Here is a 14,312-nt window from a genome sequence, read left to right as displayed (position 1 = left end):
CGCCCGTGGCAGGGTGTGCCCGCGGGCGGAGAGGGGTATCTGACGTAGACTAATCGCCGTGTCAGATAGCCTCACTACGAATACCACCCAAGCGCGACCTGCTAGCTCCCGCTTCGCCGCCGCCCCCGCGGGCCTGCGGTGGACCGCGATCATTGCCGGACTGATTGGTTTCCTGTGTTTTGTAGCCACCCCGCTACTGCCGGTGACCCAAACTCAGTCCTCTTATGACTGGCCGCAGCATGATTCCGTGCAGTCCATCAACGCGCCACTCATTTCCGTGGCGCCAGAGGATCTTCAGGCCACCATCCCTATCTCCGCAGTCGATGAGCTGCGTGAGGGACAGTCCATGGTCTACGGCACCGTCCCTCCGGAGTCCAAGAAATCCTCCAACCGCGGCCTTTTTGTCCGCGCGAATGAGGAGGGCCTTTCCGTTGTCTCCTTGGATGAGGTTCTGCTTACCCTCAACTCCAAAGAGGTAGCCAAGCTCCCCAAGGACGCCAAGATTGAGATTTCTGCTACGGGCGATGGCACCAGCGTGCGCGTGGGGGATCATGAAAAGACCACCGAGGAGGATCTGCGCCCGCAGGTCACCGGTGTCTATACCGAAATCGACGATAAAGCGGACGTACAGGCCCTGCTTGACGACGGCCTCAATGTGCACGTCGATATCAACTCCCGCTTCACCTCCTCCCCGACGGTGCTCAAGACCATCGCCATGTGGCTGGGCACCGCCATGGTGGTCGTATCCCTGTTCTGCCTATGGCGCATCGACCGCCTCGATGGCCGCCGCTTTGGCTTCATGCCTAAGACGTGGAAGAAGGTGCGCCCGCTCGATGGCGTGGTGGCCGCCGTCTTGGGATTTTGGTATATCTTCGGCGCCAATACCTCCGATGATGGCTTCATCTTCTCCATGAGCCGCGTCTTCGATCACGCGACCTACATGGCCAACTACTACCGCTGGTACGGCGTGCCAGAGGCGCCCTTCGGCGCCCCCTATTATGACCTGGTTGCCGTTCTCTCCCAGATTTCTACCGCCTCGGTCTTCGTGCGCTTGCCCGGCCTGATTTCTGGGCTCATCATCTGGTTTATCCTCTCCCGCGAGATACTCCCGCGCTTTGGCCAGCTTGTCGACGGCCGCCGGGTCGCTCACTGGACCGCGGCGCTTATGTTCTTGGCCTTCTGGCTGCCCTATAACAACGGCACCCGCCCCGAGCCCATCGTGGCGCTTGGCGTGATGTTTACTTGGGCCTCCTTTGAGCGTGCCATTTCCACCCACCGCCTGCTTCCGGCGGCCGTGGGCACCATCGCCGCAACCATCACCCTGGCCGCCGGCCCCACCGGCCTCTTTGCCGTGGGCGTTTTCCTGGTCAGCCTGCCGCACCTCTTCCGCGCCATGGCCGAGCGCGTGCCGTCCATGGGCGGTGGCACCTTGGGCTGGCTCGCGCTCATTGCGCCATTCCTTAGCGCTGGCACCGCCATCATGGTTGCCGCCTTTGGTGACCAGACGCTATCGACCGTGCTGGAGTCCACCCGCGTGCGCTCCGAGGTTGGCCCCTCCCTGCCGTGGTACGCGGAGTACGCGCGCTACTCCACCCTCTTCCAGGAATCGGTGGATGGCTCGCTCACCCGCCGCTTCGCGGTCTTCACCATGCTCTTCTGCCTAGTGCTCATCGTGGCGGCCTTCATCAAGGACCGCCGTGTCGTCGGTGCTGCCGTTGGCCCGACCCAGCGCCTGCTCATTATCGTGGCGCTGTCCATGTTCTTCCTCATGTTCACCCCCACCAAGTGGACCCATCACTTTGGCATTTACGCCGGCGTGGCCGGTGTCATCGCGGCGCTCGGTGCCGTGGTGCTCTCCCAATTCGCACTGCGCTCGCCGCGCGCTCGCACCTTCGCTATCGCCGCGGTGGTTTTCTTGCTGGCCATTTCCTTCGCCGGCTGGAACGCCTGGTGGTACGTTTCCTCCTTTGGCATCCCGTGGTGGGATCGTACGGTGCAATTCAAGGCCATCGAGGCCAATAAGGTGCTCCTCACCATCGCGCTGGTCATCTTCGCCATCGGCATAGTGCAGTCCCTGCGCCATAGCTACCGCAAGTCCCAAGCAGAAGAGGCCGGCACCCTGGCGGAATTTGAGAAAAATGCCGCCGCTAAGGTTTCGCGCTCCGCCGGTATCATGTCCGCGCCCATCGCCTTGGCCTGTGCCATCGTGGTAGCGCTATCGTGTGCTTCCTTTGCCAAGGCCACCGTCTCGCAGGCGGATTCCTACTCCGTGGGCAAGGGCAACGTGGCCTCCCTGCGCGGCAATACCTGCGCTCTGGCGGATCAGACCATGGTGGAGACCAACACCAATGATTCCTTCCTGACCCCGGTTGAAGGCGACTTGGGCGATTCCCTGGTGGACCAGGACGAGCCCCACAAGGGCTTCGATCCAAACTTCATCCCTGAATCCATCGAGCCGGAAAACCAGAATTCCGCCTCCGTAGGTGCCATCGCGGATGGCTCCAGCGACTCCTCCTCCGATAGCGCGGAGACCGCTACCTCGGGCGCGGATACCGAATCCGGCGGTAGCAGCGATTCCGCTGATTCCCAGGAGACAAAGAATAAGCAAGACAAAAAGGACAAAAAGTCCAAGGAAACTACCAATACCTCGGAGGGTGGAGTACGCGGCACTGAGGGTGTCAATGGCTCTACCATGCACCTGCCGTTCAACCTGGATTACACCAAGGTCCCGGTGCTCGGCTCCTATTCCGAGGCGCAAGACTCCACCTCTGAGGTGACCACCAAGTGGTACAACCTGCCAGAGGCCAAGGACAATACTCCCGTGCTCGCCGTATCTGCAGCCGGCAATATCTACCACCACGACGTCAACGGGGTAGAGCAGGAAGGCATGAAGCTTAGCCTCGAATACGGCACCATCGATGGCTCCGGAAAGGTCACCAATACTGGCGAGGAAGAACTCTCCGCCGTCGGTGCCACGCCAAAGTGGCGCAACCTGCGCCTGCCGCTGGATAAGTTGCCAAAGGATGCCAACGTGGTGCGCCTGGTAGCAACGGATGATTCCACCGATGAGGATGACTGGCTGGCCTTTACCCCGCCGCGCGTGCCGGAGCTGGACACCATCAATAACCAGTTCTCCAAGGACACCCCGGCACTATTGGACTGGGCCGTAGCCCTACAGTTTCCGTGCCAGCGCACCTTTGACCACTTCGCCGGCGTCACGGAAATCCCGGAGTATCGCATCCTGCCGGATTCCTCGGCCCAGACCTCGCTGACGGACTTCCAGTCCTTCTCTGGTGGTGGCGCCATGTCCACCGCGGAGGCGGTCAACTACTCCTATGAGATCCCGAGCTACCTCAATAATGATTGGGCACGCGACTGGGGTGCCATTGAAAAGTACGAGCTGCGTACCGATTCACAGGGCAATGCCCCAGTCCCAGCCGAGATTGATTATGAGGACGTTACCCGTTCCGGACTGTGGAAAGACTCCGAGATGAAGATTCGCCCCGAGGGCGAGGAGTAACCTCCCCAGCGGCCGCGCCCCGATCCCGCTTCGGGGCGCGCAGGCGCCGTACGATCCAATCACCTACGAAAAAGAGCAACAGCGAAGCGCCAAAGAGCGGCGCGATGAGTGAGTAGGCCACCGCCCCCGCCAGCACGGCGGGGGTAATTTTTAGCTCGGGCAGGCTGCGGCGCGGTTTCTTCCACCACATCCACAGGCCCGCAATGCTCACCACGAGCAGGCCGAGGGCGAGTACCGCCAATGCAACCTGGCTATAGATTCCAAAAAGCGTCCCCATGTGCAGCTGGATGAGCCACGAAGTAAGCTGCGCGGCAAGTGGCCAATCGGCGGAATTGATGCGGTCGATGACCTCGCCGTTCGGAGTAACCGCTACGGCGTCGCTGCGTAACTTGAAGGCCGCACGAGCCTCCCGCACGCCCCACGCATCGCCGGACTTTTCCGGCGGAGTCATTTCCAGCACCCCGGTCAAACCCTGGCTACGGGCGGTCGATTCTGCAGTTTGGGCTCCGGCGAGTTCTGCAGCATCGTGGTGTCCCGTATGCCCGGCGTGACCCGCGTGCCCGGCGTGGTTGGCATGCTCCCCTGTCCCAGTGCTAGCCCCCGCTTCTGCAACGGAGGTGGCCACGGACGGTTCCTTCCAATTAAGTTCCTCACGCACCTTGCCACTACTTGTGCCCGCTACCAGCGACCATGTCAGGCCGGTAACCGTAAGAAAGAGGAAGCCCGGCAACAACCAGGCACCCACGCGGGCGTGCAGCGCCAGTACTTTAGAGGGCTGCTTCTTATTCCTTTGTTTACGCTTGAGCCACAGGTAGAGACCGAGGATGCTCAGCGCGCCGAGCCACGAGGCCGCAAGTTCGGCATAGAGGCGGCCAGGCTCGCCCAACCATAGGGTGCGGTGGCCATTAGAGGCCCACGTACGGAAGGGCAGCGCCCGCGAGCCGCCATATTGTTGTAGTTCGCCAGTGATGTGCAGGTCCACCGGGTCTACAAAGACAGCGTGAGTATAGCTGGAACTGGGGGCGGTGGGGACGTCGAAAAGCACGCGGGTGGTCTCCTGCGGATCTTCGGAAGGCTCGACTCGAACCACGGTCCCATCCGGGTGCTGGCGCTGGGCGGCGGCAATCTGTTCATCAAGGCTGCGCGGGCTGCCTTGCGCGGTGGCTGTCACCTCATCGTGGTAAATCCACGGTTCAAAGGTGGGCGCCAAGGCATAGAGAAACCCGCTTAACGCTGCGACGATGAGAAAGGGCGCAATGATTACGCCGGCGAATTTATGCAGGCGCGATAGCGCGCCATGAGTGGATATGGTCATGCGGAACTAGTCGCGATCCTATTGAAACTAGTTCCCTTTTAGCATGGAACCGCCAGGGAATTGTTATTTTTCCAACTCGCCTGCCAGAAACGCGGCCGCATCCCGCACGCGCTGACGGGCAACTGCCGGGGTAGACACGCGGTGGGTAGAGACATAATCGCGCGCCACGGCGCCGGGCACAGAAACACGCGGAGCAATCTCATCCTCGGTCGCGGTCTGCACGAAAGTCACCGGGCAGAGATTAGAAAGGTCCGCCGGGATTGCATAGCCGGCACGGAGGTCCTCAGGCAGATTCGCCAAGGCACCGAAATCGGGGAAGGTGAGCAGGAGGGCGTCGGCAGGCGCAAGCGCCGCCAGTGCTCCGCCGGAAGAATATCCCCAAGTGGTGACGTTGGAAGCACCCTGCTTGCGGGCATAGTCGATGGCGTGCTGCACGGCAGTGACCATCTCCGCCACGGTGTGCGCGGGTGCAAGCGGATAGTCCACATCGATGATGGTGGTGCCAGATAGCTGCGCGGCGGCTGCTACCTCAGGGCGCCATTGCATCTCTAGTGCTTGGCCAGCACCGCGCCACCAGCCGCCGGAATGGAGCGACACCGCCCAGCGGCCGGTGGGCTTTGTGGGCCGAAAAATGGTTCCCACCTCAGATTCTTCCACGCTGATGCCCTCCGTATAGGCGGTTCCCGGCAGCGCATGATCCACCGCAGTGCCGAGCACCATCATTGCCGCATGCGTAATGCGATCCGGCAAGAGCGCGCAATATTGATCCGCCTCAGGAAAGCCGCCCCCAGCCCACGGTGGGCGGAAATCCGGGGTGTCATAGTGGGCATCGATATAGGCAACGAGCTGCTCAAGCTGCTCCTTGTCGTCCATCTGACGGTCCTGGCCGCCGATGTGCCACTCCTGTCCCGGCTCCAGCGGGCGGTGCGGATCCTGGTTAGCATCTGCGTTAGTCATGCCACCGAGCCTACGCGCACCGCCTACCGGCGGAAAGGGCTACCAAATGGTGACGCGATCCTCCGGCGCAATGTACATGGCGGAATCCTCTGCCACGTCAAAGGCCTGGTAGAACTCCGCAATATTGGCCGCAATGAGGTTGCAGCGGAACTCCGCCGGCGAGTGCGGGTCAATGGCTAGGTACTGCGTGGCCATCTCCGGACGGATGGCGGTGCGCCATACGCGGGCCCAGGACAGGAAGAAGCGCTGCAGGCCATTGTAGGTGTGCTCAGCCAGCTCTGGCTCGGCACCGTCTACCTCGAACTTTTCCTCCTTGCCCTGCAGGTCGATGCCCTTATCGGCACAGTAGTTCTTAAAAGCCACCACGGCGATACCCAAGCCACCCAGGTCACCGATATTCTCGCCCAGGGTAAAGCTGCCGTTCACCCCAGTAGATTCGATGCCGGCCTCCTTGAGCACCGTCGGTACCTGGCCATTGAACTGCTCCACCAGCTTGGCGGTGAGCTTTTCAAAGGCGGCGCGATCCTCATCGGACCACCAGGAGTTCAGGTTGCCCTGACCATCAAACTGCGAACCCTGGTCATCGAAGCCGTGGCCGATCTCGTGGCCAATGACGGCACCGATGGCGCCGAAGTTTTCTGCGGCATCGGCCTCCGGGTTATAGAACGGCGGGCGCAGGATTGCCGCCGGGAAGGTGATGTCATTGACCACTGGGTTATAAAAGGCGTTAACCGTTTGCGGGGTAGTCACCCATTCATCGCGATCGGCCGGCTTGCCAATCTTGGCCAGCTCGAAGTCGTGAGAAAAGGCAGAGCCGGCACGCGTATTAGCCAACAGGTCCGCGCCCTTGCCGGAGACCTCGAGGCCGGAATAATCGCGCCAGGAATCCGGGAAGCCAATCTTGGCCTTGAACTGGGAAAGTTTCTCCAAGGCACGCTCGCGGGTGGTCGGGGTCATCCACTCCAGCTGAGAGATGCGCTCGCGGTAGGCAGCAATGAGGTAGGCCACCAGCTCATCCATCTCGCGCTTGGAGGAAGCCGGGAAGTGCTTATCCACGAATACCTGGCCAATCTCTTCGCCCACGAGGGACTCAGCCAGGCCTACCGCGCGCTTCCACCGGTCGCGCTGCTGGGTGGCGCCGGAGAGCTTGGTGCCGTAGAACTCAAAGTTCTTCGCGCCGACTTCCTCCGGCAGCATGGCCGCGCGGGAGCGCAGGATGTGCCAGGTAGCCCATAGCTGCCAATCGGCCATGCGCTCGGAGGTAAAAAGGTCCTCGAAGTGCTCGAGGTAGGACGGCATCATATTGACTACGCGGTGCTCCGGCAGGTTGCCGCCGGAGAGCACGGCGCGAGCCATGGTGGGCAGCTCACCAAACTCACACGGGTTATAGGTTTTCACCGCATCGCGAGTGGAGACCACATCCCAATGGCCAGCGGCAAGTTCCTTTTCCAGGCCCACGATGCGCTGGGCGGCTACCTCGGCACCTAGGCCGAAAAGGCGCGCTGGGTCGAGGAACTCCAGCATCTCTGCCACATGCTTTTCATAGGCGGCCAGCGTTTCGGCGTGGGCTTCCTCGCGGTAATAAGCCTCATCCGGCAGGCCCAGGCCGGATTGAATGACATAGGCAATGGCGTCCTCGGAACCAGAGTCCTTGGATACCCAAAAGGTCACCGGGGAGCCGACACCGGTGCGCTCGAGTTCACCCAGGCGTTTCGCTAATTCCTCTGGGTCGGCCGCGCTCAGGCGGTCCAGATCCGCATCCAATGGAGCCATGCCGGCCGCATTAACCCCTTCGGCATCCATAAAGGAGGCATAGAGCTTGCCCGGTCGGCCGGTGTCCTTTTCCACGATTTCGTGGACGAGTTCTTCAGCTTCGTCGCGCAGCGCGTGAAAGGTGCCGTCCACGCCGCGATCATCGGGAATAACGTGGCTTTCCAGCCAGGGTCCATTGACTAGTTGATAAAGATCTTTCATGCTTGCCACTCTAGGGCAAAGCGACAAGATAAGGTGTGGTCCATGAATTTTTATCGCTTTCCTCCAGCGCATCCGCGGCGCCTTTTCTGCGCCGTCATTGCGTTCGTGGCGGTGGTTCTTGCCCTGCCCATGATCGTGCAGGCGGCGCTGGGGGATTCTTCCGCAGACGTCGAGCAGGTCAGCCTAGCCGAGCCCAGCCAGGACTGGGAGATTGACGTTCCCGATCTTTATTGCGAGCGCGACTATGAATCCCTCGCCAGCATCGGCTGGAACTGCGGCGATGTCAGCGTACAAGCCACCCTTACCGAAGATGCCAAAGACGATGCCACCACCTTGCGCCGCATGGTCCGCGCCCTAGCCATGGCGCCTTTGCCGGCCGATGCCCCTACCTTCGACGGCACCAACGGAGCGCTCCTGCTTGCCGACGCCCCCTCCTCCACCGCCGCCCTCTCCCTCGACGGCACCGGCGAGGACGAAAACAAGGATTGGGTGGTCACCGTGACCGGCAAGGGTGAGCAGGCCCGCGCCACCGCCTCTCGCATTTGGCATGCCTTCGGCCAAAAGGATCTACCCGCCGATGCCGATTCAGAATTCGCTGACTTCTCCGGGGAGTTGATGTTCTAGATGTCTAAGCTCTTTCGCACCACGCTGTGGATCTTATCCGCCATTGGACTCATCGCCTTCTTTTTCCAGACGCTAAGCACATTTTTGATTTCTCCCCTGATGGGCCTGCTCAGCCTGCTCATCGCCGCCATACTCGTGGCGCTGGTCATCTACCTTCTGCAGCGCAGCCCCATGTGGGCCCGCCCGGCGCGCCTATGGGCCACGCTGGCTTTCCTTTGGGGCGGCGGAGTAGCCGTTGCCTTGGCGCTTATCAGCGCTGGGCCGGTCATGCAGCTCGCCATTGGCTCCGGCTGGGTCGACGCCATGATGTCGTGGAGCGGTGCCTATCCGGAAGAAATTTCTAAGGCCACCGGCGTAATCTTCGTGCTCATGTCCTTCCGCCAGCTCAACCGCCCATGGCATGGCTGGATGGTGGGCGCAGTGGTGGGCCTTGACTTCGAGGCCTGCGAAAATATCCTCTACGGCGCCATGGGCGCCACCATGCATCCTGATAGCGATATCCAGGGGCTTTTTGAAATGTGGGGCCTGCGCCTTATCGCCGGTCCTGGCCTACACGTATTGCTCACCGCGCTGGCCGGCTGGGGCATCGGCTGGGCACTCTATGCCGCCGCCAAACCCGGATGGTGGCGCATCGGAGTCTTTCTCGGCGCCCTAGCCGCCTCATTCACCCTGCATTTTTGTTGGAACTACCTGCACGATTCCGAGGTGGCCTCGATCATCCAAGCCGTTGTCGTGGCGCTTATTCTTTACCCGCTGAGCATCTGGCTGGTGCTGCGCGGTAATAAGCTTGCCAAAACCGACGAGAGCTACAGCCACAGCACCGCCGAAGACGCCCTCGCCTTCATCCGCTAAAGCCGCCTGCGCCATCCAACCCCAGCACGCTTTGTATCTCTGTCGATCTCCGCAAGTCCTAGTTGCACACACGCATCGGCGTTACCTGCGCCAATGCCTGGTTCGCGCTCGCGCAGGCTTGACGCTCGTAGCTCGCTGCCGTGCGGGTGGCATCGCGGACGGCCTGTCGCGCGGGGCCTTGTAGATTCAAATCGCGTTCGATGCGCGCGCCAATAGCTTGGCTAGAACCGCCCGCTGCGGGTAGTGCGCCTGGGTCATTATGTACGGCCCGGGTGACATCTGCGGTATGAGTGCCCGCGTCACCGTAGGTATTGGCGGCTACGGTAAATCCAGGGGCGGTGGATACCGAGGCATGGATGCGGCGATTATCGGACCAGCCAAACTTGGTACCGATAACGCCCGGAATTCGTGAGGTACCAAAATCTTGGCGGTAGCCATCGGCAGCCACAGGGGCGGCGTTAGCCATGCCGGTCATGATGGGTGCGGCAATGGGATCGTGCTGAATACGCGAGGTAAAACGCGCTACGTCCTCGGTGGACGTAGTGGTCGTTCCCCAATACCCGGTGTAGTGCGTTTCGCGCAGTCCAAACTCGTGGATGGTGCTGGGGATGGCTTGCGGGTAGCGGCGATCCAAGTCGGTAGCCACGTTGTCATCGCTGACGCGGATCATGTGCTCCACGCGGGCTTTGTCGGCCGGCGCACCGTATTTTAGGACCCAATAGCCCAAGTAGAGCTTGCTCAAAGACAGTGCGGGGCGAGACTCATGGGCGTTAGCGGTGGAGACAGTCGCGCCAGAATCATGCTGGACGGTGATCTGGGTGCGCGCGGGCACGGCGTGCGGATCGAGGGTGACAGCCTGGGCGGCAGGGGCGATTGCGAGGGAGAGTGCGGTAACCAGGGAACCTACCGCCAGCTTTTTCATCATGAAAATATAATAGCGCCCCTGCAGGTGCTACGCACCAGCTTCTACCAGCAGCACTCCTCCGACGATCAGAACCACGCCGAGGGATTTTAGCCAGGTGAATGGCTCCTTGAATAGGAGATATGAGGCGACGGCGGTAAGCGCGACACCAGTGGCAGCCCAGATGCCATAAGCCACGCCCAGGTCCATACCGGCCTTAAGCACGAGCGCCAAAAACCCATAGGCACTGACATAACACAGGGCGACGAGCACAACCCAGAAACGACGACCGGTCACCGCGGACATGCGCAGGCACAGCGTGCCGGTGACCTCAATGGCGGTAGCGAGGAAAAGCAGAAACCAGATCATTGCGGTGCCACCTCCACCGTGCGGTCTTCATCCTCGTCTGGTTTAGCGCCCATTTCCACGCAGAATACGCCGGCCATAATGAGCGCGATGCCAGCGAGTTTTACTGCTCCGAGCGACTCACCAAATAGCGCGGCGGAAAGCAGCGCGGTGGAAATTACTCCGCCGGATGCCCAGAGGCCGTAGGCTACACCCACGTTGACGCCTTCTTGCATGACGCGGTGCAGGAGCACGAAGGCAAGAATGAAGCAGAGGGCTGCTACACCGTAGATCCAGAAATTGTCCACGGCGTATTTCAGCGCGATGGTACCCACGACTTCGCTCGCAATCGCGAGAAAAAGGATGACCCAGGCCCTCACTCCATCAACTCCTGTAATTCGCGGGCGTCGATTCCGTGCTCGTGCATCTTAACGCGGCCGCCAGCGTGGGCGATTGCCTCCCGGTCCCAGTAGTCCTTCGCACGGACGGGATCATGAGAGGTGCCATCGGCGCGGACCACGCGCCACCAGGCAGTACCGGCACCGTGGCGCTTTAACACGGTACCGACATTGCGCGCGCCGCAACCGGCCACCTTAGCCACCTCACCATAGGAGGTGACGTTGCCGGGTGGAATCACGGCCACGACCGCCAATACGCGCTTGACCAGTGGCGACTCACTCATCGCGATTACTGCGGGTCGAGCCCCAGCACGTCATCCGCTTCGGTCGGCTCCTCTTCAGGGGCGTCGTCGACCTCGGTGAGGGTGATGGTCGCACCGGTGGAATCGGCCAATAGGCACATGCGGCCAAAGGGCGAATCCCATGGTTCGCGGATGACCTCGCCGCCTAGTTCCACGGCCTTCTTCGCAGCGGCGTCGATATCGCGCACGCCCAAGTAGGTCTGCCAGAAGCTCGGCACCTGGGGCGGGAACTGGCCCTCGGCGTTCCACAGGCCAGCAAAGGGCGCACCGTCTTCTTCCGCGGTGGCGTAAATGAAGTTCTCATCCTCGGACTGCATGGCGCGAATTTCCCAATTGAAAAGCTCTCCATAAAAGTCCATTGCGCGCTGGAAACCCGAGGTTGCGGTGAGCTCGTGCCATACCGGGGTGCCGGGCTCGCCGGCAGCGACAAAGTGTTCTGGGCCGGCGGGCTGGATGAGGCCGAACATGCCGCCGGCGGCGTCGGCAAGCAAGGCCATATGACCTAGCTGCACTTGCTGCGGCTGCACCAGGATGCGCCCGCCTAGGCTCTCGGCGCGCTGGCAATCGCCCGCAATGTCCTTGGAGAGGAAGTAGGTCACCCAGGTATCCGGCATGGGTGCCTCTTCCGGCTGCGGGATAAGCCCGGCGATGGGCAGGCCCTGCAGACGCGCCATCTGATAGGGCTTTTCCTCCGCGGACTCGGCGGAAATCTCCCACCCCAGGACTTCCTCGTAGAAGCGCGCGGACTTGCGCGGATCCGAGGTGGTCAGGTCAATCCAGTAGGGCATGCCCACTTCAGCTTCGAATGCTGGCATCTACATATTCCTCCACTTTTCCGGATCAAAGTCATCATCGGCCGTGGCCTCGTCAAAGTAATCATCGTCATCGTCCGGCTCGCCCACCCGTGCGCAGGCATCCTCGATGCACACTTCGTCACCCGGGTGGAGCGTGACGCCCCGGCGCGTTTCGGGCTCGCCATTGACCGTAACCACGCCTTCCGCGATGAGTTCCTTGGCCTCGCCGCCGGTAGCCACCAAGCTGGCCAGCTTGATGAACTGACCCAATTTGATGGAATCGCCGTTGATAGGAATGTCTAGCATGCCGCCCAGCTTACCCAGCCCGCGCGCTGCGCTGACTACGGGTGGGCAATATGGAAGAATTCCAGCACCGTATCGGTGGTCCATTCTGCCTTGACTAGGCCGGAATGGTCCGTGGCCCCACCGTTCCACGTGTGCGTGCCGCCGTGGATGGTGTACTGCTCGGTGCGTGCATCACATACCCGCCAGGTAAAGTGCTCCACTGCTTCTTTCCGACGCCTCTTTGGAAACGGATTGCACCCATTCTCTTTCGCAATCCCGCGTAGTGATTTTTTGACCGAGTGGTAGTGCGCACCGTGCTGGCGCCCACCGCCATATTTCATCAGCACATCCTCGGTGCCGTGGATATCTAGGTAATCGGTGGGTTCGCTGGCGCAGTCTTTCTCCACGCGGTCATATTTTGCCGCCGAGACCGTGGCCACCGCATCGAATAGGCCCGGCCGCTTGCACGTCACCGCGCGGGCGAATCCGCCGCCATTGGAAAAGCCCACGCCATAGGTGGTGTCCGTGGCGGGATAATGGCGGCGGACGAAATCAATCGTGTCATCCACGTATTTGAGATCTTCTTCCAAGCTGGTCACCGCATAGGGCGCCGGTGCCCACGCCTTGCCCGCACCTTGGACAAAGACGGTAATGGCATCGCCCTGGGATAATTCGGTTCCTTTGAACATATTGCCGGCGTCCATCTCATAGCCGTGCATCGCCACGACCACGGGCAGGCGGTGGTGCTTATCCGCATTAAACGGTACGTGGACCACAAAGCTGCGGTTATTTTGCAGGTTAATGATCTGGTATCGGCCATTAGCCGTTGTGCCCTGGTCCGGCAGCGTGGTGATATAGCCATCGGCCGCGCCTTGCGATTCATTCGGCACGCTGCCCGGCAACGGCGGTTCTTCCTCGCACCCCGCCATGAGTCCGGCTGCCGCGCATAACCCAGCGCACAGGGCCAGTGTTTTCTTGCCGATTTTAATCACGAGCGCGCAGCTTCACCGCCGTGCCGGTGGCCGTGACCATCAGCATGTCATTCGACGTCCCCATGGGCGAATAATCGAAGGCGATGCCCACCACACCATCGGCCCCGAGCTCCTGACCGCGACGCCACAATTCATCGAGTGCCGCCTCGCGTGCCTTGATGGCCTCGCTCTCGTACCCGGCGGAGCGCCCACCGGTGATATTGCGGATGGATGCCCCGAAATCCTTCAGCATATTAATACCGATGACGGTTTCCCCGGCGATAATGCGGATATAGTCCGTAATCTCATAACCATCAACGGTATTGGTAGTGGTAAAAATCATGGCCCCAGATTACATGGCTATAAGTCCACGCACGCCCTCAAAAAGGATGATGACACCGAGCAAGAGGAAGACCACGCCGCTGACAATATCCACCCAGGCGGAGTTCTTAGCCATCCACTTCGAAACCGCGCGGGTACTTAAAGCCACGCCGACAAAAAGCACGAGGCTTTCCAGAATCAGTACGGCACCCACCATGAGATTGGCGCCGATGCCCATGCCGGGATCAATGAAATTGGCAAAGATGGCGCCAAAGAAGATGACCACCTTGGGGTTCGAAAGATCGCAGATAAATCCCATGCGATAGGCAGTGCCCGCCTTGATGATGCCGTCCGGTGTAAACCCGCGCGGCTGCGGGGCGCGGGTTTCGGTGCCCACGACGGTTGCGGGCGCGCGACGCTCCTTGATGCCACCGGTAATGGCGGTATAGGCCATCCACAGCAGGTAACAGCCACCGAGAACCTGCAGCACCACGAGGATCCCAGGGTGCGCAGAAATCAGCGCGGACAACCCCGCCAAGGAGGCCACGGTCCAAATGGTAAGGCCGGTGGTACTACCAAGCGCCGCCCATACGGCTGCGCGCGTAGAACGCGCACCTAAGCGAATGATTTGCACTACGTCTGGGCCCGGCGAGGCCATCGCCGCGAACCACACGCCCATCAGGGTCACGAGGGCGCTAATAGCCACCTAACACCTCCATACTCGCATGCCATTGGATCAACGCATGCCACTAT

15 protein-coding genes are annotated in these 14,312 nt (G+C 61.1%); 3 read left to right on the top strand and 12 right to left on the bottom strand.

The genetic code is table 11. The annotated features are described in order from the left end of the window. Positions 1–58: 58 nt before the first annotated feature. Positions 59–3,520, top strand: coding sequence for an arabinosyltransferase domain-containing protein (locus WMP96_RS02730; protein ID WP_340432123.1), 3,462 nt, complete (start codon positions 59–61; stop codon positions 3,518–3,520). Here the strand turns inward: WMP96_RS02730 and WMP96_RS02725 are convergent. The 3 genes from WMP96_RS02725 to WMP96_RS02715 all read right to left on the bottom strand — a co-directional run bounded on the left by WMP96_RS02725 (position 3,459) and on the right by WMP96_RS02715 (position 7,766). Continuing rightward, on the bottom strand, positions 3,459–4,835 hold the full coding sequence (locus WMP96_RS02725) for a PepSY-associated TM helix domain-containing protein (RefSeq protein WP_301715884.1): 1,377 nt from the start codon (positions 4,833–4,835) through the stop codon (positions 3,459–3,461). The two genes, WMP96_RS02730 and WMP96_RS02725, sit on opposite strands and share 62 nt — an antisense overlap. Before the next feature lie 63 nt (positions 4,836–4,898). Continuing rightward, the gene (locus WMP96_RS02720; protein WP_340432122.1) at positions 4,899–5,792 is read right to left on the bottom strand and encodes an alpha/beta hydrolase; all 894 of its coding nucleotides are present in this window, start codon (positions 5,790–5,792) and stop codon (positions 4,899–4,901) included. Between the two features lie 39 nt (positions 5,793–5,831). Beyond that, positions 5,832–7,766: a M13 family metallopeptidase gene (locus tag WMP96_RS02715; RefSeq protein ID WP_340432121.1), complete on the bottom strand. Its 1,935-nt coding sequence runs from the start codon at positions 7,764–7,766 to the stop codon at positions 5,832–5,834. 42 nt (positions 7,767–7,808) lie between these two features. On the opposite strand from WMP96_RS02715, the gene WMP96_RS02710 reads away from it, so the two are divergent. Next, a complete protein-coding gene (locus WMP96_RS02710; protein ID WP_301715887.1) occupies positions 7,809–8,390 on the top strand; it encodes a hypothetical protein in 582 nt (193 codons plus the stop codon). After that, positions 8,391–9,242 (top strand): PrsW family intramembrane metalloprotease, encoded by an 852-nt coding sequence (locus WMP96_RS02705; RefSeq protein ID WP_340432120.1) that lies wholly within the window; start codon positions 8,391–8,393, stop codon positions 9,240–9,242. A gap of 58 nt (positions 9,243–9,300) precedes the next feature. Here the strand turns inward: WMP96_RS02705 and WMP96_RS02700 are convergent, their stop codons facing one another. The 9 genes from WMP96_RS02700 to WMP96_RS02660 are packed head-to-tail and all read right to left on the bottom strand — an operon-like array spanning position 9,301 to position 14,265. Further along, positions 9,301–10,167: a hypothetical protein gene (locus tag WMP96_RS02700; protein WP_239207794.1), complete on the bottom strand. Its 867-nt coding sequence runs from the start codon at positions 10,165–10,167 to the stop codon at positions 9,301–9,303. Positions 10,168–10,194: 27 nt separating this feature from the next. Continuing rightward, complete coding sequence (locus WMP96_RS02695; protein ID WP_023027792.1) at positions 10,195–10,512, bottom strand: DMT family transporter; 318 nt, start codon at positions 10,510–10,512, stop codon at positions 10,195–10,197. Further along, complete coding sequence (locus tag WMP96_RS02690) at positions 10,509–10,868, bottom strand: DMT family transporter (RefSeq protein ID WP_301715889.1); 360 nt, start codon at positions 10,866–10,868, stop codon at positions 10,509–10,511. The genes WMP96_RS02695 and WMP96_RS02690 overlap by 4 nt, the downstream gene beginning before the upstream one ends. Beyond that, positions 10,865–11,170: an MGMT family protein gene (locus WMP96_RS02685; protein WP_301715890.1), complete on the bottom strand. Its 306-nt coding sequence runs from the start codon at positions 11,168–11,170 to the stop codon at positions 10,865–10,867. The genes WMP96_RS02690 and WMP96_RS02685 overlap by 4 nt, the downstream gene beginning before the upstream one ends. Positions 11,171–11,175: 5 nt before the next feature. Beyond that, on the bottom strand, positions 11,176–12,003 hold the full coding sequence (locus WMP96_RS02680; protein ID WP_301715891.1) for a VOC family protein: 828 nt from the start codon (positions 12,001–12,003) through the stop codon (positions 11,176–11,178). Further along, positions 12,004–12,288, bottom strand: coding sequence for an RNA-binding S4 domain-containing protein (locus tag WMP96_RS02675; RefSeq protein ID WP_301715892.1), 285 nt, complete (start codon positions 12,286–12,288; stop codon positions 12,004–12,006). Between the two features lie 35 nt (positions 12,289–12,323). Then, positions 12,324–13,259 (bottom strand): alpha/beta hydrolase family esterase, encoded by a 936-nt coding sequence (locus WMP96_RS02670; RefSeq protein WP_340432119.1) that lies wholly within the window; start codon positions 13,257–13,259, stop codon positions 12,324–12,326. Then, positions 13,252–13,581, bottom strand: coding sequence for a YbjQ family protein (locus WMP96_RS02665; RefSeq protein WP_049358954.1), 330 nt, complete (start codon positions 13,579–13,581; stop codon positions 13,252–13,254). Before WMP96_RS02665 ends, WMP96_RS02670 begins: the two co-directional genes overlap by 8 nt. A 9-nt stretch (positions 13,582–13,590) precedes the next feature. Then, positions 13,591–14,265 (bottom strand): LysE family translocator, encoded by a 675-nt coding sequence (locus WMP96_RS02660; protein ID WP_023020320.1) that lies wholly within the window; start codon positions 14,263–14,265, stop codon positions 13,591–13,593. Positions 14,266–14,312: the final 47 nt, after the last annotated feature.

Origin of the sequence: Corynebacterium sp. KPL4035 (assembly GCF_037908325.1) — a bacterium.
Classification (GTDB): Bacteria; Actinomycetota; Actinomycetes; order Mycobacteriales; family Mycobacteriaceae; genus Corynebacterium; species Corynebacterium kefirresidentii.
This window is presented reverse-complemented; position numbering and strand designations above follow the sequence as displayed.

What these genes read in the sequence shown, in the direction of transcription:
- WMP96_RS02705 (WP_340432120.1), top strand. Translation starts at nt 8,391, where the DNA reads ATGTCTAAGCTCTTTCGCACCACGCTGTGGATCTTATCCGCCATTGGA.
- WMP96_RS02685 (WP_301715890.1), bottom strand. Translation starts at nt 11,170, where the DNA reads ATGAGTGAGTCGCCACTGGTCAAGCGCGTATTGGCGGTCGTGGCCGTG.
- WMP96_RS02715 (WP_340432121.1), bottom strand. Translation starts at nt 7,766, where the DNA reads ATGAAAGATCTTTATCAACTAGTCAATGGACCCTGGCTGGAAAGCCAC.
- WMP96_RS02680 (WP_301715891.1), bottom strand. Translation starts at nt 12,003, where the DNA reads ATGCCAGCATTCGAAGCTGAAGTGGGCATGCCCTACTGGATTGACCTG.
- WMP96_RS02710 (WP_301715887.1), top strand. Translation starts at nt 7,809, where the DNA reads ATGAATTTTTATCGCTTTCCTCCAGCGCATCCGCGGCGCCTTTTCTGC.
- WMP96_RS02725 (WP_301715884.1), bottom strand. Translation starts at nt 4,835, where the DNA reads ATGACCATATCCACTCATGGCGCGCTATCGCGCCTGCATAAATTCGCC.
- WMP96_RS02665 (WP_049358954.1), bottom strand. Translation starts at nt 13,581, where the DNA reads ATGATTTTTACCACTACCAATACCGTTGATGGTTATGAGATTACGGAC.
- WMP96_RS02695 (WP_023027792.1), bottom strand. Translation starts at nt 10,512, where the DNA reads ATGATCTGGTTTCTGCTTTTCCTCGCTACCGCCATTGAGGTCACCGGC.
- WMP96_RS02700 (WP_239207794.1), bottom strand. Translation starts at nt 10,167, where the DNA reads ATGATGAAAAAGCTGGCGGTAGGTTCCCTGGTTACCGCACTCTCCCTC.
- WMP96_RS02675 (WP_301715892.1), bottom strand. Translation starts at nt 12,288, where the DNA reads ATGCTAGACATTCCTATCAACGGCGATTCCATCAAATTGGGTCAGTTC.
- WMP96_RS02720 (WP_340432122.1), bottom strand. Translation starts at nt 5,792, where the DNA reads ATGACTAACGCAGATGCTAACCAGGATCCGCACCGCCCGCTGGAGCCG.